Here is a 16,757-nt window from a genome sequence, read left to right as displayed (position 1 = left end):
AAGTTCTGACTGGAGACATGGACTGATGAAGAGAATGCTAGTGGCGGTCGCCATCTGTGTAGTGACTCTCGGCCTTGCGGCCGGAGATGCCGAGGCGAAGCGCTTGGGCGGCGGACGATCGACCGGCATGCAGCGGGATACGGTTACCCAGCGGCAGGCGACGCCACCCCAGAATGCGGCGCCAGTAGCACCCTCGCCTGCGCCGGTGCCCACTCCTGCCAGCCCGGCGCCCAAGCGGAGCTGGATGGGCCCACTGGCAGGTCTCGCCGCCGGCCTCGGAATCGGGGCGCTGCTGTCGCATTTCGGCATGGGTGAAGGAGTGGCCAATTTCCTGATGATCGCTCTGCTGGTCATCGCCGCGATCGTCGTCATCAAGCTGGTATTCGCTCGCCGGTCGTCGCCAGGTGCACGGCCGGAACCGCTGCAATACGCCGGGATAGGTGCCGGAGGCATGGCGGAGCCGCCGGCGAGCGACTCCTCACGACAAGGTTTTCCTGTGACCCCGCCACAACCAGCGATGTCGGCGCTTCCCGCCTCGAACATTCCGGCGGGGTTTGACGTCGAGGGCTTCCTGCGCGTCGCCAAACTGAACTTCATACGCCTGCAGGCGGCGAATGACGCGGGAAATCTCGAAGACATCCGCGAGTTCGTCACCCCGGAAATGTTCGCCGAAATCAAGCTTCAGCTCGACGAAAGAGGCAAGGCACCCCAGCAGACCGACGTCGTCACCCTCAACGCCGAACTCTTGGAGGTGGTCAGCGAGAACACCCGGCATATCGCCAGCGTCCGCTTCAGCGGCATGATCCGGGAAGAGATCGGGGCAGCCGCTGCACCCTTCGACGAGGTGTGGAACCTGTCGAAGCCACTCGAAGGCTCGCACGGCTGGGTGATCGCGGGTATCCAGCAGATGGCCTGATTGGCGAACATCGAATATTGTCAGCCAGACGATGACGGCAAGCTGGCGGAAGCGGACGCCTCGGCGAGTCTTTCGTTTGCCCGGCCGGTACCGGTGACACAACGCACATGCTGACCAGAGTCGCGCTGGGATTCCTCAATCATTTGCTGGCGGGAGAATCGTGGGCGCGTGAAAGGCTTGCTGCCTTTGCCGGGAAGACCGTATGCTTGCAGTTGGGTGGCGACAGGGACATCCTGGCCACGATCGGCAATACGGGATTGCTGGAGAGTGCGTCCGATCCGGTCGCGTCGCCGAGCGTGACGGTAAGTCTGCCCGTCGACGCGCCTGCGAGATTGCTTGTCGACCGCGCAGCGTTGTTCGCTGCGGCGACGATTGCCGGGTCCGCCGATCTTGCCGAGACTTTGGGCTTCGTCTTCCGCAACCTTCGCTGGGACATCGAGCACGATCTGTCGCAGGTCGTGGGCGACATCTTCGCCCGCCGGGGAGTGCAATTTGCCCGGCGGTTCGCGGATTGGCAGGGGCAAAGCGTGGGAAGGCTGGCGCAGGCAGCCGCCGAGTATGTGACCGGGGAAGCCGCGGTAGTCGCCCGGCGCGCCGAGGTCGAAGCATTCTGCTCTGAGGTGGACGCACTTCGTGACGACCTCGCACGCCTGGAGAAGCGAGTGCAGCAGGTCGAAGCCGGCTGAATTCTGCGGGGAACTGCGCACAAGAGAAAAGGCAGCCCACAGGGGGCTGCCTTTTTCAGTCGGCCGAGCTGCTCAGTGGCGACTGCGCAGCTTCTTGATCGCCTGCAACTGAGCAACCGCCTGCGCCAGCTCGGCCTCTGCCGCAGCCAGACCCACGTCCGAAGTGCGATCCTTGAGAGCTTCTTCGGCTCGCTGCTTGGCTTCCATCGCCTTCGCCTCGTCCAGATCGTGCGCACGGATTGCCGTGTCGGCGAGGACCGTGATCAACGCGGGCTGGACTTCCAGCATTCCGCCGGAAACGTAGACCATCTCATATTCATCCCGATCGGGGATCTTCAGGCGGACCGTTCCCGGCTTGATGCGCGTCAGCAGTGGCGTGTGCCGCGGGTAAACCCCGAGCTCACCGGCTTCTCCAGGGAAGACCGCGAAGTCGGTCTCTCCCGAAAAGATCAGTTCCTCGGCGCTGACGACGTCAACATGTACTCTGATTGCCATGGTTCTTCCCTTCCTGGATCGCGCCCCTTCCCGGTCGGCGAAGGGACGCGACGTTTGCTCCGCCGTCCTAGAGGGTCTTGGCCTTCTCGAACACTTCCTCGATGCCGCCAACCATGTAGAACGCCTGCTCGGGAATGTTGTCGCATTCGCCTTCGACGATCATCTTGAAGCCCTTGATCGTGTCCTTGAGCGGAACGTACTTGCCCGGTGAGCCGGTGAACACTTCCGCGACGCTGAACGGCTGCGACAGAAAGCGCTGAATCTTGCGCGCGCGATAGACGGCCAGCTTGTCTTCCGGCGACAGCTCGTCCATCCCCAGAATCGCGATGATGTCGCGCAGCTCCTTGTACTTCTGCAGCGTCATCTGAACGGCCCGCGCGACGTTGTAGTGCTCCTCACCGACCACCTGCGGATCGAGCTGGCGGGAAGTCGAGTCAAGCGGGTCGACGGCAGGGTAGATGCCCAGCGAAGCGATGTCACGCGACAACACAACGGTCGAATCGAGGTGCAGGAAGGTTGTCGCCGGCGACGGGTCGGTAAGGTCATCGGCAGGCACATATACCGCCTGGATCGAGGTGATCGACCCTACCTTGGTCGAGGTGATGCGTTCCTGCAGGCGGCCCATTTCCTCGGCCAGCGTCGGCTGATAACCCACGGCGGACGGCATGCGGCCAAGGAGCGCCGAAACTTCGGTACCGGCCAGCGTGTAGCGGTAGATGTTGTCGACGAAGAAGAGAATGTCGCGGCCATCGTCGCGGAAGCGTTCGGCCATCGTCAGACCGGTCAGCGCCACGCGCAGGCGGTTGCCCGGTGGCTCGTTCATCTGACCGAAGACCATCGCCACCTTGTCGAGAACGTTCGACTCCTTCATTTCATGGTAGAAGTCGTTGCCCTCGCGGGTCCGCTCACCGACGCCAGCAAAAACCGAGAGGCCCGAGTGCTGCTTGGCGATGTTGTTGATCAGCTCCATCATGTTTACGGTCTTGCCGACGCCGGCGCCACCGAACAGCCCGACCTTGCCGCCCTTGGCAAACGGGCAGACCAGGTCGATGACCTTGATCCCGGTCTCGAGCAGATCGACCGACGGCGACAGTTCGTCGAACTTGGGGGCCAGCTGGTGAATCGCGCGGCGCTCGTCGGTCGGGATCGGTCCTGCTTCGTCGATCGGGCGACCGAGAACGTTCATGATACGGCCGATGGTGGCATTGCCGACCGGCACCGAAATGGCAGCCCCGGTGTCGTTCACCTTCATTCCACGGCGCAGGCCGTCGGACGATCCCATGGCGATCGTACGCACGATTCCGTCACCGAGCTGTTGCTGCACCTCGAACATCAGGTCCGCTTCGCACATCTCCGACTCTTCGGCCTTGTCGAGCTGCAACGCGTTGTAGACATGCGGCATTGCGTCCCGCGGGAACTGGATGTCCACCACGGCGCCGATACACTGAACAATGTTTCCTTGACTCATCGTCGTATCCCTAATCAATAAATCAACTATCGCGTGGTCAGACAGCCGCTGCGCCGCCGACGATTTCCGAAAGCTCTTTGGTGATCGCCGCCTGGCGAGTCTTGTTGTAAACCAGCCGCAGTTCGCCGATGACGTTCTTGGCATTGTCGGAGGCCGACTTCATCGCCACCATGCGCGCACTCTGTTCGGATGCCATGTTCTCCGCAACCGACTGGTAGATCATCGCTTCGACGTAACGCACCAACAGGTCGTCAATGACCGCCTTGGCATCGGGCTCGTACAGGTAATCCCAGCGATTGCCTTCACCGCCGACCAAGTCTCCGGACAGGGGCAGCAACTGGTAGAGTGTCGGCTCCTGTTTCATCGTGTTGATGAAGCGCGTGAATGCGATGTAGAGAATGTCGATCTCGCCCTTCAGGTACGCATCGAGCTGCACCTTGACCGGCCCGATCAGCCTTTCCAGGTGCGGGGTGTCGCCCAATCCGGTGATCTGGGAAATCACGTTGGCGCCGGCGCGCTGCATGAAACCCAGACCCTTGTTGCCGATCGCAGTCACCCGAAGCTGCTTGCCTTCTGCGTCCCACTCCTTCATCTTGGTCAGCGCAAGGCGCAGCACGTTGGTATTGAGGCCACCGCACAGCCCCTTGTCGGAGGTCACGGTGATCAGTCCGACGGTTTTCACCTGTTCGCGCACGGTCAGGAACGGGTGGCGATAGTCGGTCAGCGCGTGCGAAAGGTTGCCGGCGACTCGCCGAATCTTCTCGCCGTACGGGCGGGCAGCGCGCATCCGGTCCTGCGCCTTGCGCATCTTCGACGCAGCGACCATCTCCATCGCCTTGGTGATCTTGCGCGTACTTTCTACGCTCTTGATCTTGTTTCGGATTTCCTTGCCGCTGGGCATGGCAATCTCCTCGATCGATCAGGCCAGCGAGGCCTTGAATTCCTCAATCGCCTTGGTGAGTTTCTGCTCGCTTTCGGCGTCAAGATCCCGGGTCGTTTCGATCTTGGTGATGAGGTCGGCGTATTTCTGCTTGACGAAGCCGTGCATCTGCTTCTCCACCGCCAGCGCCTTCTTCACCTCGACGTCGTCGAACAGACCCTTGTTGACCGCGTGCAGGGTGATCGCCATTTCCGAGATCGGCAGCGGCGAGTACTGCGGCTGCTTCATCAGTTCGGTCACCAGACGGCCGCGGTCGAGCTGTTTGCGGGTCGCCTCGTCGAGATCCGAGGCGAACTGGGCAAAGGCCGCGAGTTCGCGGTACTGTGCCAATGCCAGACGGACGCCGCCACCGAGCTTCTTGATGACCTTGGTCTGCGCTGCGCCACCGACGCGGGAGACCGAGATACCGGCGTCGATCGCCGGACGGATACCGGCGTTGAAGAGGTCGGTATCGAGGAAGATCTGACCGTCGGTAATCGAGATGACGTTGGTCGGAACGAAGGCCGAAACGTCACCGGCCTGCGTCTCGATCACCGGCAAGGCGGTCAGCGAACCGGTCTTGCCTTTGACTTCGCCGTTGGTGAATTTCTCGACCCACTCTTCCGAAACGCGCGCGGCACGTTCGAGCAGGCGCGAATGCAGGTAGAAGACGTCGCCCGGATACGCTTCGCGCCCGGGGGGACGGCGCAGCAGGAGCGAGACCTGGCGATAGGCCCAGGCCTGCTTGGTGAGGTCGTCATAGATGATCAGGGCATCCTGGCCGCGGTCACGGAAATACTCGCCCATGGTGCAGCCGGCGTAGGGAGCGATGTACTGCAATGCGGCCGACTCGGAGGCGGTCGCGGCGACGACGATGGTGTACTCCATGGCGCCGTTCTCTTCGAGCTTGCGCACGACGTTGGCCACGGTCGAAGCCTTCTGACCGATCGCCACGTAGATGCAGATCAGGTTCTGACCCTTCTGGTTGATGATCGTGTCGACCGCTACGGCCGTCTTGCCGGTCTGTCGGTCGCCGATGATCAGTTCGCGCTGGCCGCGGCCGATCGGCACCATCGAGTCGATCGACTTGAGACCGGTCTGCACCGGTTGCGCAACCGACTTGCGCCAGATGACGCCGGGCGCCACTTTTTCGATCTTGTCGGTCAGCTTGTGATTGACCGGGCCCTTGCCGTCGATCGGCTGGCCCAGCGAGTTCACCACGCGCCCGAGCAGTTCCGGCCCGACGGGAACTTCGAGGATGCGGCCGGTGGTCTTGACCGTATCGCCTTCGCTGATCTGCTCGTACTCGCCGAGAACCACCGCTCCGACCGAGTCGCGGTCGAGGTTCAGCGCCATGCCGAAGGTGTTGCCCGGGAACTCGAGCATTTCTCCCTGCATGACGTCAGTCAGGCCATAGACACGGCAGATGCCGTCGGTTACCGAAACGACGGTCCCCTGGGTACGCAGGTCGGCGCTGATCGCAAGATTCTCGATCTTGCTCTTGATCAGTTCGCTGATTTCGGAAGGATTCAACTGCATGGAAATTCTCCTAATTCTTGAGCGCCAACCGCAGGCTCTCGATCTTTCCGAGGACGGAGGTATCGAGCACCTGGTCGCCAACGACAATCTTGACGCCGCCGATCAGCGATTGATCGACGACCACTTCGGCAGTCAGCCGGGTCTTGAAGCGCGCTTCGAGGTCTTCGATCAGGGCCTTGCGCTGCGCATCGTCTATCGGAAAGGCGCTGTGGATCGTCGCTTCCTTGACGCCTTCCTGCGCGGCCCGCAGCTCTTCGAAGAGACCGGCGATTTCCGGCAGGGCAGCAAGCCGCTCGTTGCTGGCAAGCACGTCGATCAGATTGGCCTCGCCGCCTTCCGGCGCCTTGCCGAGCAGCGACTTGAAGAGCGCGCTCTTCTGCGTAGCCGAGAGTTCGGGATTGCCGATGCACGAACGCATCTGCTCATCCGTGGCGATCGCCGACAAGAGCGACAGCCGTTCGGACCAGTCGGCCAGCGCCTTGTTCTCCAGCGCGATGCGGAAAACCGCCTCGGCGTAGGGGCGCGCGATGGTAACGAGTTCGGCCATGATCCTAGAGTTCCTGCTTGAGCGCGACCAGCATCTCGGCGTGCGCCTTGGCGTCCACCTCGCGCTTGAGAATGCGCTCGGCACCGGCCACGGCCAGGTCGGCGACGCGGCCACGCAGCTCGGCCCGCGCCTGCTCGACCTGCTGCGCGATTTCTGCCTTCGCCGCGGCGACTACCTTGTCGGCTTCGATCTTCGCCGTCGCCTTCGCTTCCTCGACCATCTGCGCACCACGCTTCTCGGCGGCAGTGATGATCTCGGCGGCCTTGGCCTTGGCATCCCGCATGGCGTCGGCCGAACGCTTGCCGGCCAGTTCCAGCTCGTGCTTGCCGCGCTCGCCGGCAGCGAGTCCCTCGGCGATCAGCTTTTGGCGATCCGCCATGGCTTTGGCCAGTGGCGGCCAGACGTACTTCATGGTGATCCAGATGAAGACGCCGAACCAGATCGCTTCGCCAATCAACGTTGCGTTGATGTTCACGCGAACCTCCTGTGAAGAGTTAGTCCGAAAGGAGAAGCGATCAGCCCTTGACGACGGCGATGAACGGGTTCGCAAACAGCATGAAGAGGGCGATACCGACGCCGATCATGGTGACCGCGTCGAGCAGGCCGGCAACGATGAACATCTTTACCTGGAGAGTCGGGATCATTTCCGGCTGACGCGCAGCACCTTCGAGGAAGCGGCCACCGAGCAAACCGAAACCGATAGCAGTACCGAGAGCACCCGCACCGATCAGGATGGCGACGGCGATGGCGGTATTACCAAGCAACATTGAGAGAGCGGCTTCCATGAGTTTCTCCTAGTAAAACATGCTAAATGGGTTAAACGAAGACAACGTGAATCAAACTTGGGAGCAGTACCGGAATTTCACCATCAACCGTGCGATTCGCTGGCCATCGACAGGTACACGATGGTGAGCATCATGAAAACGAAGGCCTGGAGGGTGATGATCAGGATATGGAAAAGCGCCCACGGCAAAGCCAGCGGCAACTGCCACAGGCCGAGCAGGGCGATCAGGATGAACACCATTTCGCCGGCGTACATGTTGCCGAACAGACGCAGGGCGAGCGAGATCGGCTTGGCGATGTCCTCGATCAGACGGAAGAGGAGATTGAGCGGCGCCAGCTTCGCGCCAAACGGTACGGTGAACACTTCGTGCAGGAAACCACCTACCCCCTTGACCTTGAAATTCATGACGATCATCGTCGCGAAAACGCTCAGCGACATGCCGAAGGTCAGGTTCGGGTCGGTCGTCGGCACCGACTTGAAATAATGCACGCCGCCGAGGCCGAGAATCAGCGGAACGAAATCGACCGGGAGCAGGTCCATCGCGTTCATCAGGAAGACCCAGACGAAAATGGTGATCGCCATTGGCGTCACCAGCTTGCTCTTTCCGTGGAAGGTATCCTTGACCTGCTGGTCGATGAACGACACCAGCATCTCGATGAAAGTCTGCAGCTTGCCCGGATTGACGACGGCGGCCTTGCGCGCCAGCTTGGCCATGCCGACGAAGGCGAACAGGCCCAGGATTCCCGAGACGATCAGCGAATCGAGATGGACAGTCCAGAAACCGTGACCGACCGTAAGGTTGGTCAGGTGATGGACGATATATTCACTAGACGTTAACGCCTCGCCCGCAGCCATATATTCCCCCTGTTCGACTATTGCTGCCTGAGCAGCGCCATCCAATAAACGACAACCGTTGCAGCATAGGCGAGGAAGAGCGGCAGGGCTGCGAGCTGCTCGTAACCCTTGAAGACCCCGGCGAACAGCAGGAGGGTCACGGCAAACTTGTAGCCCTCGCCCGCCACCTGTGCCTGGAACGCCTTTCTTGCATCAGCACCTGCCTGTCGCGGCGGCCGCAAGGCCCGCCATGCGTAGGCAAAGGCGCTTGCCATGGCGATCATGCCGCCGAGCACAGCAGAAACCGCTGCATTCCCCCCCATTGCCATCCACGCTGCCAGCGCAGCCGCCAAGGTGACCGCCAACTGGCAACGAAAAACCCAGCGGACCTGAGGATGCACGTCTAGCCCCTGCAAAACGTGTGAAGAATACCAGACTCGCCAAGGGGAAGCAAACCGCAACTGCAAAAAAGTTTGCAATGCTCGCTACCATGCGGCTTGCAGGCGACATTAGGAGCCTGCGCGATGGCCCTTATGCTGCGTCGCGTCAATGGCGCAGGCGCTGCAGAATTCCTTCGAGTTGATCGAGGTCGCCGAACTCGATCAGCACCTTGCCGGCCCCCCGCTTGTTGGCACGGATCGCCACCTGCGCCCCGAGCAGATCGGCCAGCTCGTCCTGCAGGCGCAGCACGTCGCGATCCGGGCGCACCGGCTCGGCCTCCTTCGGCGGACGCAGCGCATACTGGACGAGGCGCTCCGCTTCCCTCACCGACAGCCCCTTCTGCACCACCCGCTGCGCCAGCTGCACCTGCAGTGCGCCGCTCAGCGGCAGCAGGGCGCGGGCGTGCCCCATGTCGATTTCGCCGCGCATCAGCAGTTCCTGCACCGGCGGAGCGAGCTGCAGCAGGCGCAACAGGTTCGACGCCGCCGGCCGCGATCGCCCGACGGCATCCGCCGCCTGCTGATGGGTCATCGCGAATTCGTCGATCAGGCGCTGCAGGCCCAGCGCCTCCTCCAGCGGATTGAGGTTCTCGCGCTGGATGTTCTCGATCAGCGCCATGGCCAGCGCCGCCTCGTCGGGAATTTCCCGGATCAGCGCCGACAGTTCGCTCATACCTGCCATCTGGGCGGCTCGCCAGCGCCTCTCGCCGGCAATGATTTCGTAGAGTTCCTCGCCGAGCGGGCGCACGAGGATCGGCTGCATCAGTCCCTGCGCACGGATCGAAGCCGCCAGCTCTTCGAGCGAAGCGGCATCCATGTGCGTTCTCGGCTGATACTTTCCCGGCTGGATCTGGCCTACCGGCAGCGAGCGCTGCTGCTCCCGGCCCTGCGCGTCATTGCCGGCCAGCAGGGCATCGAGACCACGGCCGAGACCCTTCAGCTTCATCGCCGCGCTCCGCCGGCGGCGGCGATCTTCTGCCCGCCGGCCCGCTCGAGAATCTCGCGCGCCAGCGCCAGATACGCCTGCGCCCCCTTGGAGCCGCGGTCGAAGGCGATCACCGGCTTGCCGTACGACGGCGCCTCGGCCAGGCGCACGTTCCGCGGGACGATCGTCGCATACACCTTGTTGCCGAAGTGGCCCTCGAGCTCGCGTGACACCTGCTGCGTCAGGGTCGAGCGCGGATCGAACATCGTCCGCAACAGGCCCTCGATTTCGAGCACCGGGTTGAGATTGGCGCGCACCTTCTTCAGCGTCGCCACGAGGTCGGTCAGCCCTTCCAGCGCGTAGTACTCGCACTGCATCGGGATCATCACCGTCGCCGCCGCGACCAGCCCGTTGACCGTCAGCAGATTGAGCGCCGGCGGACAGTCCATGAGGATGAAATCGTAATCGTCGCGCAGCCCGGCCAGGGAATCGCGCAGCCGATATTCGCGTTGGCCGAGTTCGATCAGCTCGATCTCGGCGCCCGCGAGTTCGCGGTTCGCCGGCAGCAGGTCGAAGCCGAAATCGGTGCCACAGCGCGTCTCGTCGATCGTCGAGCGACCGATCAGGATCTGGTAGACGGTCGGCATCGCCTCGCGCTTGACCACGCCGCAGCCGGTGGTCGCGTTGCCCTGCGGATCAAGATCGATGAGCAACACGCGCTGGCCGTACTCGGCGAGGCACGCCGACAGGTTCACCGCCGTCGTCGTCTTGCCGACGCCGCCTTTCTGATTGGTTACCGCGAGTATTCTTGCCAAGGCGGATCTCCCCCTCAATGACGGCCGCTGCGGATCACGACCAGATGCCGCTCGCCGCCGACTCCCGGCACGTGCAGCCGATGCACCGCGTCGACGACGACGTCGGCCGGCAGCCGCGCCAGTTCGTCCTGCGGCCGCAGGCCCTTCATCGCCAGCCAGTGGCCGCCCTCCGCCAGCAGGTGACGCGAACATTGCACCAGTTCGGCGAGTTGCGAAAAGGCGCGCGCGGCAATCGCCGCAAAGCGCTGCGGCGGCCGGTAGTTTTCGACGCGACCACAGTGTACGGCAATATTCGCCAGACCGAGCTCGATCGCCGCCTGGCGCAGGAAGGCCGCCTTCTTCGCGTTGCTGTCGAGGAGGACGACGTTCAGTGCCGGATCGGCGATCGCCAGCGGGATTCCCGGCATGCCGCCGCCACTGCCGACGTCGAGCAGCGTCGTCGCCTCGACATACGGCAGGATCGCCAGCGAATCGAGCAGGTGATGGGCAACTGCCAGCGCCGGGTCGCTGATTCCCGTCAGGCGATACGTCCGGTTCCATTTCTCGAGCAGCGCCGTGTAGGCGAGCAGCCTGCCGCGTGCGGCGGGCGCCAGGTCGATGCCGAGAGCGCCGAGGCCCTCGGCGAGCTGCGCGTCCCCGCTCATGCCGCGGAGCCCGCGGCGCTCTGCGCTTGCGCGGCGAGTTGCCGACGCTTCAGATGCACCAGCAGGATCGAGATCGCCGCCGGCGTCACTCCCTGGATGCGCGACGCCTGCCCCAGCGTCTGCGGCCGATGCAGCGCAAGCTTCTGCTGCACTTCGCGCGACAGGCCGCTGATCGAAAGAAAATCGAAGTCGTCGGCGAAGCGCGTTTCCTCGTTCGCCAGGTTGCGCTGCACTTCCTCCTGCTGCCGTTCGATATAGCCCTGATATTTCGCCTGGATTTCGATCTGCTCGATCACCTGCGCATCGACCACGCCGGCATCGACCGCGGCATCGCCGAGACGCAGGCTCATCAGCGCCGGATAGCGCACGTCGGGCCGGCGCAGCAGCTCATGCAGCGAGTATTCGCGTTCGAGCGGCTGACCGAAGACGCGCAGTGCGTCGGCCGTGGCCAGCCTCGCCGGGTGCACCCAGGTCGACTTCAGACGCTCCTGTTCGCGCGCGATCGCCTCCTGCTTGGTAGAGAAGGCCGCCCAACGGCGGTCGTCGACCAGCCCGAGGCGACGACCCTCTGCGGTCAGCCGCAGGTCGGCATTGTCCTCGCGCAGCGACAGGCGATACTCGGCGCGGCTGGTAAACATCCGGTACGGTTCGGAAACGCCGCGCGTTACCAGGTCGTCGGCGAGCACGCCGAGATACGCCTGGTCGCGGCGCGGCATCCACGCTTCCTCTTCGATCGCCAAGCGCGCCGCATTGACTCCCGCCAGCAGACCCTGCGCGGCCGCTTCCTCGTAACCGGTGGTGCCGTTGATCTGGCCGGCGAAGAAGAGACCGTGCAGCGCCCGCGTTTCCAGCGAAGCGCGCAGGCCACGCGGATCGAAGTAGTCGTACTCGATGGCGTAGCCCGGGCGCAGGATGTGGCAGTTTTCCAGTCCGCGCAGCGAGCGCACGATCGCCAGCTGCACGTCGAACGGCAGGCTGGTCGAAATCCCGTTCGGGTAGATTTCGTGCGTCGCCAGGCCCTCGGGTTCGAGAAAGACCTGGTGACTGTCCTTGCCGGCGAAGCGATGCACCTTGTCCTCGATCGACGGGCAGTAGCGCGGACCGACGCCTTCGATCACTCCCGTGTACAGCGGCGAACGATCGAGGTTGGCGCGGATGATCGCGTGCGTGCGCTCGCTGGTGCTGGTGATCCAGCACGGCAACTGCGGCGGATGGCTGGCGGCGTCGCCGAGAAACGAGAACACCGGCAAGGGATCGTCGGAATGCTGCTCGGCGAGAAGCGAGAAGTCGATCGTCTTGCCGTCCAGTCGCGGCGGCGTGCCGGTCTTCAGCCGTCCGACCGGCAACTGCAGCTCGCGCAGGCGCGCGGCGAGCGCGAGCGAAGGCGGGTCGCCCATGCGGCCACCCGCGTGCTTCGCCAGACCGACGTGAATCAGCCCGTTGAGGAAAGTGCCGGCGGTCAGCACCACCGCGCGCGCGGCGAAGCGCACGCCGAGCTGCGTCACCACGCCGGCCACCTGATCGCCCTCGACGATCAGGTCGTCGCAGGCCTGCGCGAAAATCGTCAGATTCGCCTGGTTTTCGAGACGGCGACGAATCGCCTGCCGGTACAGCACGCGGTCGGCCTGCGCGCGCGTCGCGCGCACCGCCGGCCCCTTGCTCGAATTGAGGATGCGGAACTGGATTCCCGCTTCGTCGGTGGCCTCGGCCATCGCCCCGCCGAGCGCGTCGATCTCCTTCACCAGGTGGCCCTTGCCGATGCCGCCGATCGACGGATTGCAGCTCATCGCGCCGAGCGTCTCCAGATTGTGCGTCAGCAGCAGCGTGCGCACCCCGACCCGCGCCGCGGCGAGCGCCGCCTCGCTGCCGGCGTGGCCGCCGCCGACGACGATGACGTCGAAACGATCAGGGAAGAACATGGGCTCGGCATCCGCAAGCTGCGGAAGGCTCTCGAAAGGAGCGGAATTTTACGGCAATTTGCTGAAAGATAACGCGGAGTCGAGCGCTGCGGAGATCGGCGGCGCCGCCTGGCGGCGGAAATACTCGATGACCGCGCTGTCCAGACGGATCGAGATTTTGCTCTTGCCCGCCTCGAGTGGAATGACCGCCCCTCGCCGGGCGGTCGAAAAATCGATTTCGCGGCAGGGTTCAGCGGTGACCTTTTGCATGTGGCATCCGTTGCGCTTTGTTTGCTTTCCATGACGAGAGGATTCGGTACGTATCCGGGTCTCGATGTGCGTAGACAACGACGAGAAGATCACCCGTGGCGCTCAAGCCCAAGGAAACAAAGCGCTGTTCGCCGACCGCGTCCGGATCTTCGCGGGTGATTGCGTATTCGTCCGTGAGTACCGTCGCCGTCTCTGCGAAGGTGACGCCGTGCGCGCCGGAATTGCCGCCCGTCCCGGACGGCAATTCGAGGAACTGCGCCGGCTCCGCCGGCAACTTCCTTTCCGCCTAAACGGCCGGCTCCGCCGGCCGCCCTCGACCTGGGGCGAGCCGGAACCCGAAATTGAAGTTGAAGTCGCGCACGCCGGGCTCGTTGTAGTTGCGGCTGGCAGAACGCACGTTCCTGCCGTCGCCGCCCCACGAGCCGCCGCGCAACACGCGCTGGTCGCCCGTCACCGCTCCGTGCGGGTCTGTCTGCGGCGTGCTCGGGTAGTCTCCATACCAGTCGGCACACCACTCCCAGACGTTTCCGTGCATTTCGTACAGGCCCCAGGCGTTCGCCGGCAGCGAGGCAACCGGTACGGTCTTTTCGCGATACAGGCCTTTCTTGCCTCCGGCGTAGGGGTGGTTGCCATCGTAGTTGACCTGTTCCGGCGTGATGTTGGCGCCAAACGAGAACGCCGTCGTCGTCCCGGCACGGCAGGCGTATTCCCATTCGGCTTCGCTCGGCAGCCGCGCATCGAGGCCGGGTACGCGGCGATCGAGCTTCTCCAGAAATTCCTGTACGTCGTTCCAGCTCACCTGCTCGACGGGATTGCGCGGGTCGACCTGAAAGCGGCTCGGGTTGCGGCTCGGGTTGCTGCCCATCACCGCCATCCACAGCGCCTGTGTGCATGCGGTGTCGGCCAGCCAGTAGCCTTGCGTCAGCGTCACCTGGTGGGGCGTTTCGTGGTCGAACCGCTGCGGCTCGTCCACCGGCGAGCCCATCTCGAAGGTCCCGGGGGCGATCCAGCGGAAACGCTGCCGGGCTTCGCCCAGTTCGAGCATCATCCACAAACCGTACTCGTCGTCGCCCCAGGCGCTCGCCCACGGCAGCGGAAAGCGCTCGGGTAGGAAGATCGTCACGTCGTCGTCAGCGGGCAAGAGCGCGGGCATCACGGGCGTCCCGGAGATCGCCGCTTCGGCAGGCGTTCGGCGTCTCGCCTACCAGCCTGCCGAAGGGCATTGGCTTTTCGCCGCCCGAAGCGGACGGACAGGAAGGTCGTCTGGTCGCGAGCCGTTCTCTTCGACCCGAGAGCTGGGGCGAGCCGGAACCCGATGTTGTTGTTGCGCTCGCCGGGCTCGTTGTAGTTGCGGTTGGCAGAACGCACGTTCCTGCCGTTGTTGTTCCACGAGCCGCCGCGCAACACGCGCTGGTCGCCCGCGACGGCCTCCCTTTCTGCTGCTGTTGCCGAGCGCATCGGCCGCAAGCGGGCCAATTCGCTCATTCGTCACTATAGCGCGAAGGGTGGATTTCGAGTTGCCGTATTCGCCAGCTCAGGCTGTCGCAGTGCAGCGTCGGCGCGAGCACCGCCGCATAGCCGCGCTGCAAGGTCAGGGCATCGATCGCTCCCTCGCACCATGCCGCCTCCCATTGCTCGCGGCCCTGGCAGTAACGCGCTTTCTTGCGCGCCGACAGACGCAGCGAACCCCGCAGCACGCGTGCGCCGCAGTAGGTGACGCCGCGCTCGCTGCGGTTGATCTGGACGTTCTCTTTCAGTTGCAGCCGCAGGTTGCGCTGCGCGTGGCGAATCGCCCGATGGACGCCGAGACCCGGCCGGCACGCGTAGCTGCTCGGCACCAGCGTCCGCTCGAAAACCGGTTCGGCGAGGTTCAGAATCGCGTGCTGCAAGACGCGGTCGGGGAAGCATGCGGCGTGGATCCGCCGCTCCTTCGGGTCGTGGATCAGAAAGCTGCGGTACTCGCCGCACGGGGCGCTGCCGGCCAGGATGTCGTGACGCAGCCTGCGGATCGACTCGTCGAACTGCGCGAAGAAGCGCCGCACTTCGCCGCGCTGCCGTTTGCCACGCGCCGCTTTCCACGCAGCCAACGCCAGGTTGTCGGCACACGCCAGATCGGCGAGGTCAATCCGGAATCGCTTCATTGGCGGGATTGGCTGCAGGCACCGCAGCGAAGGCCTTCTTCAGCAACGGCAGAAAGTGACGGGCGTACTTGTCGATTCGCGCCTTGCCGACGCCCTCGATCTCGCCGAGCGCCGACGGGGTGCTGACCCGTTGCGTGACCATCGCGGCAAGCTGCTCGTTGGTGAACAAGGCGAATTGCGGCACCCCCTCGTTTTCGGCGAGCGCGCGGCGCAGGTTGCGCAGTTCGGCGAAGACGGCGAGGTCCGACTCGTTCAGCACTTCGCGGTAATCGACCCGTTTGCGTTCGCCGACCGGGCGAGCCGATCCGTCGCCGTCCAGCGTCGCGACGCAGAAAGTCCAGGACGAGCAGGGTCCCTGGTCGACGAAGCGCTTGTCGACCTCGGTGACGCGGTGCTGCGCGCAGAAAGCGTTGAGCGCATCCTGTCCCGGGCCGGGATCGCGCACTTCGATCGTGAATACGTGAAATTTCATTTGCGCGTGAACCAGTCCCGGATCAGTTGCGACCACGCGCGCGGCTTCCCGCCGCGCGCGCCCGAACTGCCGCCCGTCCCGGGCGGCAGTTCGGCGGGCGACGTCCGCTCCGCGGCCGCCGCCGTTCCCCCCGCCGGTTCCGCCGGCCGCCCTCGACCTGGGGCGAGCCGGAACCCGATGCCGCTGTTGCGCTCGCCGGGCTCGTAGTAGTAGTAGCGGCGGTGGGCAGAACGCACGCCCCCGCCGTAGCCGTACCACGAGCCGCCGCGCAACACGCGCCGGGCGCCCGTCGACGCTCCACGTGGGTCGACCTGCGGCGTGCTCGGGTAGTCTCCGTACCAGTCGGCACACCACTCATATACGTTTCCGTGCATTTCGTACAGGCCCCAGGCGTTCGCCGGCAGCGAGGCAACCGGTACGGTCTTTTCGCGATACAGGCCTTTCTTGCCTCCGGCGTAGGGGTGGTTGCCATCGTAGTTGACCTGTTCCGGCGTGATGTTGGCGCCAAACGAGAACGCCGTCGTCGTCCCGGCACGGCAGGCGTATTCCCATTCGGCTTCGCTCGGCAGCCGCGCATCGAGGCCGGGTACGCGGCGATCGAGCTTCTCCAGAAATTCCTGTACGTCGTTCCAGCTCACCTGCTCGACGGGATTGCGCGGGTCGTCCTGGAACCGGCTCGGGTTGCTGCCCATCACCGCCATCCACAGCGCCTGTGTGCATGCGGTGTCGGCCAGCCAGTAGCCTTGTGTCAGCGTCACCTGGTGGGGCACCTCGTCGTCGGTCCGCTGCGGCTCGTCCTCCGGCGAGCCCATCTCGAAGGTCCCGGGGGCGATCCAGCGGAAACGCTGCGTGACGTCACCGATAGAGATCTCCGCGTAGAGCCCGAAGCGATCGACCCCGAGCGGCTGGTCGCTCGTCCAGCCGCACTCCCGCTGCTGGTCCGGCGGCTGCCAGTCGAGCCGGC

General features: G+C 64.3%; 22 protein-coding genes. 2 read left to right on the top strand and 20 right to left on the bottom strand.

Features of this window, described 5'->3' with window-relative positions:
- A partial coding sequence (locus NFV80_RS10285) for a TIM44-like domain-containing protein (protein WP_366143427.1) occupies positions 1-916 on the top strand: 916 nt, incomplete at its 5' end.
- A 107-nt stretch (positions 917-1,023) separates the two neighbouring features.
- A complete protein-coding gene (locus NFV80_RS10280) occupies positions 1,024-1,602 on the top strand; it encodes a hypothetical protein (RefSeq protein WP_295329155.1) in 579 nt (192 codons plus the stop codon).
- Positions 1,603-1,674: 72 nt separating this feature from the next.
- Here the strand turns inward: NFV80_RS10280 and NFV80_RS10275 are convergent, their stop codons facing one another.
- The 20 genes from NFV80_RS10275 to NFV80_RS10180 all read right to left on the bottom strand — a co-directional run.
- Positions 1,675-2,097 carry a F0F1 ATP synthase subunit epsilon gene (locus tag NFV80_RS10275; protein ID WP_295329158.1) on the bottom strand — a complete coding sequence of 141 codons (423 nt, stop codon included), beginning with the start codon at positions 2,095-2,097 and terminating at the stop codon, positions 1,675-1,677.
- 67 nt (positions 2,098-2,164) lie between these two features.
- A complete protein-coding gene (atpD, locus tag NFV80_RS10270) occupies positions 2,165-3,565 on the bottom strand; it encodes a F0F1 ATP synthase subunit beta (RefSeq protein ID WP_288128393.1) in 1,401 nt (466 codons plus the stop codon).
- A gap of 37 nt (positions 3,566-3,602) precedes the next feature.
- Entirely contained in the window at positions 3,603-4,466 is an 864-nt protein-coding gene (gene atpG, locus NFV80_RS10265; RefSeq protein WP_295329162.1) for a F0F1 ATP synthase subunit gamma, read from the bottom strand.
- Between the two features lie 18 nt (positions 4,467-4,484).
- Positions 4,485-6,023: a F0F1 ATP synthase subunit alpha gene (atpA, locus tag NFV80_RS10260; RefSeq protein ID WP_295329164.1), complete on the bottom strand. Its 1,539-nt coding sequence runs from the start codon at positions 6,021-6,023 to the stop codon at positions 4,485-4,487.
- 10 nt (positions 6,024-6,033) lie between these two features.
- Positions 6,034-6,570, bottom strand: a complete 537-nt coding sequence (locus NFV80_RS10255) for a F0F1 ATP synthase subunit delta (RefSeq protein ID WP_295329166.1) — start codon at positions 6,568-6,570, stop codon at positions 6,034-6,036.
- A 4-nt stretch (positions 6,571-6,574) separates the two neighbouring features.
- Positions 6,575-7,045, bottom strand: coding sequence for a F0F1 ATP synthase subunit B (locus NFV80_RS10250; RefSeq protein ID WP_295329168.1), 471 nt, complete (start codon positions 7,043-7,045; stop codon positions 6,575-6,577).
- 40 nt (positions 7,046-7,085) lie between these two features.
- Positions 7,086-7,355 carry a F0F1 ATP synthase subunit C gene (gene atpE, locus NFV80_RS10245; RefSeq protein WP_295329171.1) on the bottom strand — a complete coding sequence of 90 codons (270 nt, stop codon included), beginning with the start codon at positions 7,353-7,355 and terminating at the stop codon, positions 7,086-7,088.
- An 83-nt stretch (positions 7,356-7,438) separates the two neighbouring features.
- Positions 7,439-8,209 (bottom strand): F0F1 ATP synthase subunit A, encoded by a 771-nt coding sequence (gene atpB / locus NFV80_RS10240; protein WP_295329172.1) that lies wholly within the window; start codon positions 8,207-8,209, stop codon positions 7,439-7,441.
- Between the two features lie 17 nt (positions 8,210-8,226).
- Complete coding sequence (locus NFV80_RS10235; RefSeq protein ID WP_295329174.1) at positions 8,227-8,589, bottom strand: ATP synthase subunit I; 363 nt, start codon at positions 8,587-8,589, stop codon at positions 8,227-8,229.
- A 145-nt stretch (positions 8,590-8,734) separates the two neighbouring features.
- Positions 8,735-9,574 (bottom strand): ParB/RepB/Spo0J family partition protein, encoded by an 840-nt coding sequence (locus NFV80_RS10230; protein ID WP_295329176.1) that lies wholly within the window; start codon positions 9,572-9,574, stop codon positions 8,735-8,737.
- Positions 9,571-10,368 (bottom strand): AAA family ATPase, encoded by a 798-nt coding sequence (locus NFV80_RS10225; protein ID WP_295329178.1) that lies wholly within the window; start codon positions 10,366-10,368, stop codon positions 9,571-9,573. The genes NFV80_RS10230 and NFV80_RS10225 overlap by 4 nt, the downstream gene beginning before the upstream one ends.
- Before the next feature lie 14 nt (positions 10,369-10,382).
- Positions 10,383-11,012 carry a 16S rRNA (guanine(527)-N(7))-methyltransferase RsmG gene (gene rsmG / locus NFV80_RS10220; protein WP_295329180.1) on the bottom strand — a complete coding sequence of 210 codons (630 nt, stop codon included), beginning with the start codon at positions 11,010-11,012 and terminating at the stop codon, positions 10,383-10,385.
- Positions 11,009-12,931, bottom strand: coding sequence for a tRNA uridine-5-carboxymethylaminomethyl(34) synthesis enzyme MnmG (gene mnmG, locus NFV80_RS10215; RefSeq protein ID WP_295329182.1), 1,923 nt, complete (start codon positions 12,929-12,931; stop codon positions 11,009-11,011). Before mnmG ends, rsmG begins: the two co-directional genes overlap by 4 nt.
- A gap of 48 nt (positions 12,932-12,979) precedes the next feature.
- The gene (locus NFV80_RS10210) at positions 12,980-13,180 is read right to left on the bottom strand and encodes a hypothetical protein (RefSeq protein ID WP_295329184.1); all 201 of its coding nucleotides are present in this window, start codon (positions 13,178-13,180) and stop codon (positions 12,980-12,982) included.
- Positions 13,161-13,454 carry a BrnT family toxin gene (locus NFV80_RS10205; protein WP_295329186.1) on the bottom strand — a complete coding sequence of 98 codons (294 nt, stop codon included), beginning with the start codon at positions 13,452-13,454 and terminating at the stop codon, positions 13,161-13,163. The genes NFV80_RS10210 and NFV80_RS10205 overlap by 20 nt, the downstream gene beginning before the upstream one ends.
- A gap of 12 nt (positions 13,455-13,466) precedes the next feature.
- Entirely contained in the window at positions 13,467-14,333 is an 867-nt protein-coding gene (locus tag NFV80_RS10200) for a formylglycine-generating enzyme family protein (RefSeq protein ID WP_295329188.1), read from the bottom strand.
- Positions 14,333-14,656 carry an SUMF1/EgtB/PvdO family nonheme iron enzyme gene (locus NFV80_RS10195; RefSeq protein WP_296758594.1) on the bottom strand — a complete coding sequence of 108 codons (324 nt, stop codon included), beginning with the start codon at positions 14,654-14,656 and terminating at the stop codon, positions 14,333-14,335. Before NFV80_RS10195 ends, NFV80_RS10200 begins: the two co-directional genes overlap by 1 nt.
- A 5-nt stretch (positions 14,657-14,661) precedes the next feature.
- Positions 14,662-15,321 (bottom strand): hypothetical protein, encoded by a 660-nt coding sequence (locus tag NFV80_RS10190; protein ID WP_295329192.1) that lies wholly within the window; start codon positions 15,319-15,321, stop codon positions 14,662-14,664.
- The gene (locus NFV80_RS10185; RefSeq protein WP_295329193.1) at positions 15,302-15,793 is read right to left on the bottom strand and encodes an HRDC domain-containing protein; all 492 of its coding nucleotides are present in this window, start codon (positions 15,791-15,793) and stop codon (positions 15,302-15,304) included. Before NFV80_RS10185 ends, NFV80_RS10190 begins: the two co-directional genes overlap by 20 nt.
- Positions 15,790-16,757 (bottom strand): formylglycine-generating enzyme family protein (locus NFV80_RS10180; RefSeq protein WP_296758590.1); only part of this gene is annotated, 968 nt, incomplete at its 5' end. The genes NFV80_RS10185 and NFV80_RS10180, both read right to left, overlap by 4 nt.

The sequence above is a fragment of the Accumulibacter sp. genome (assembly GCF_023806565.1).
Taxonomy (GTDB): Bacteria; Pseudomonadota; Gammaproteobacteria; order Burkholderiales; family Rhodocyclaceae; genus Accumulibacter.
This window is presented reverse-complemented; position numbering and strand designations above follow the sequence as displayed.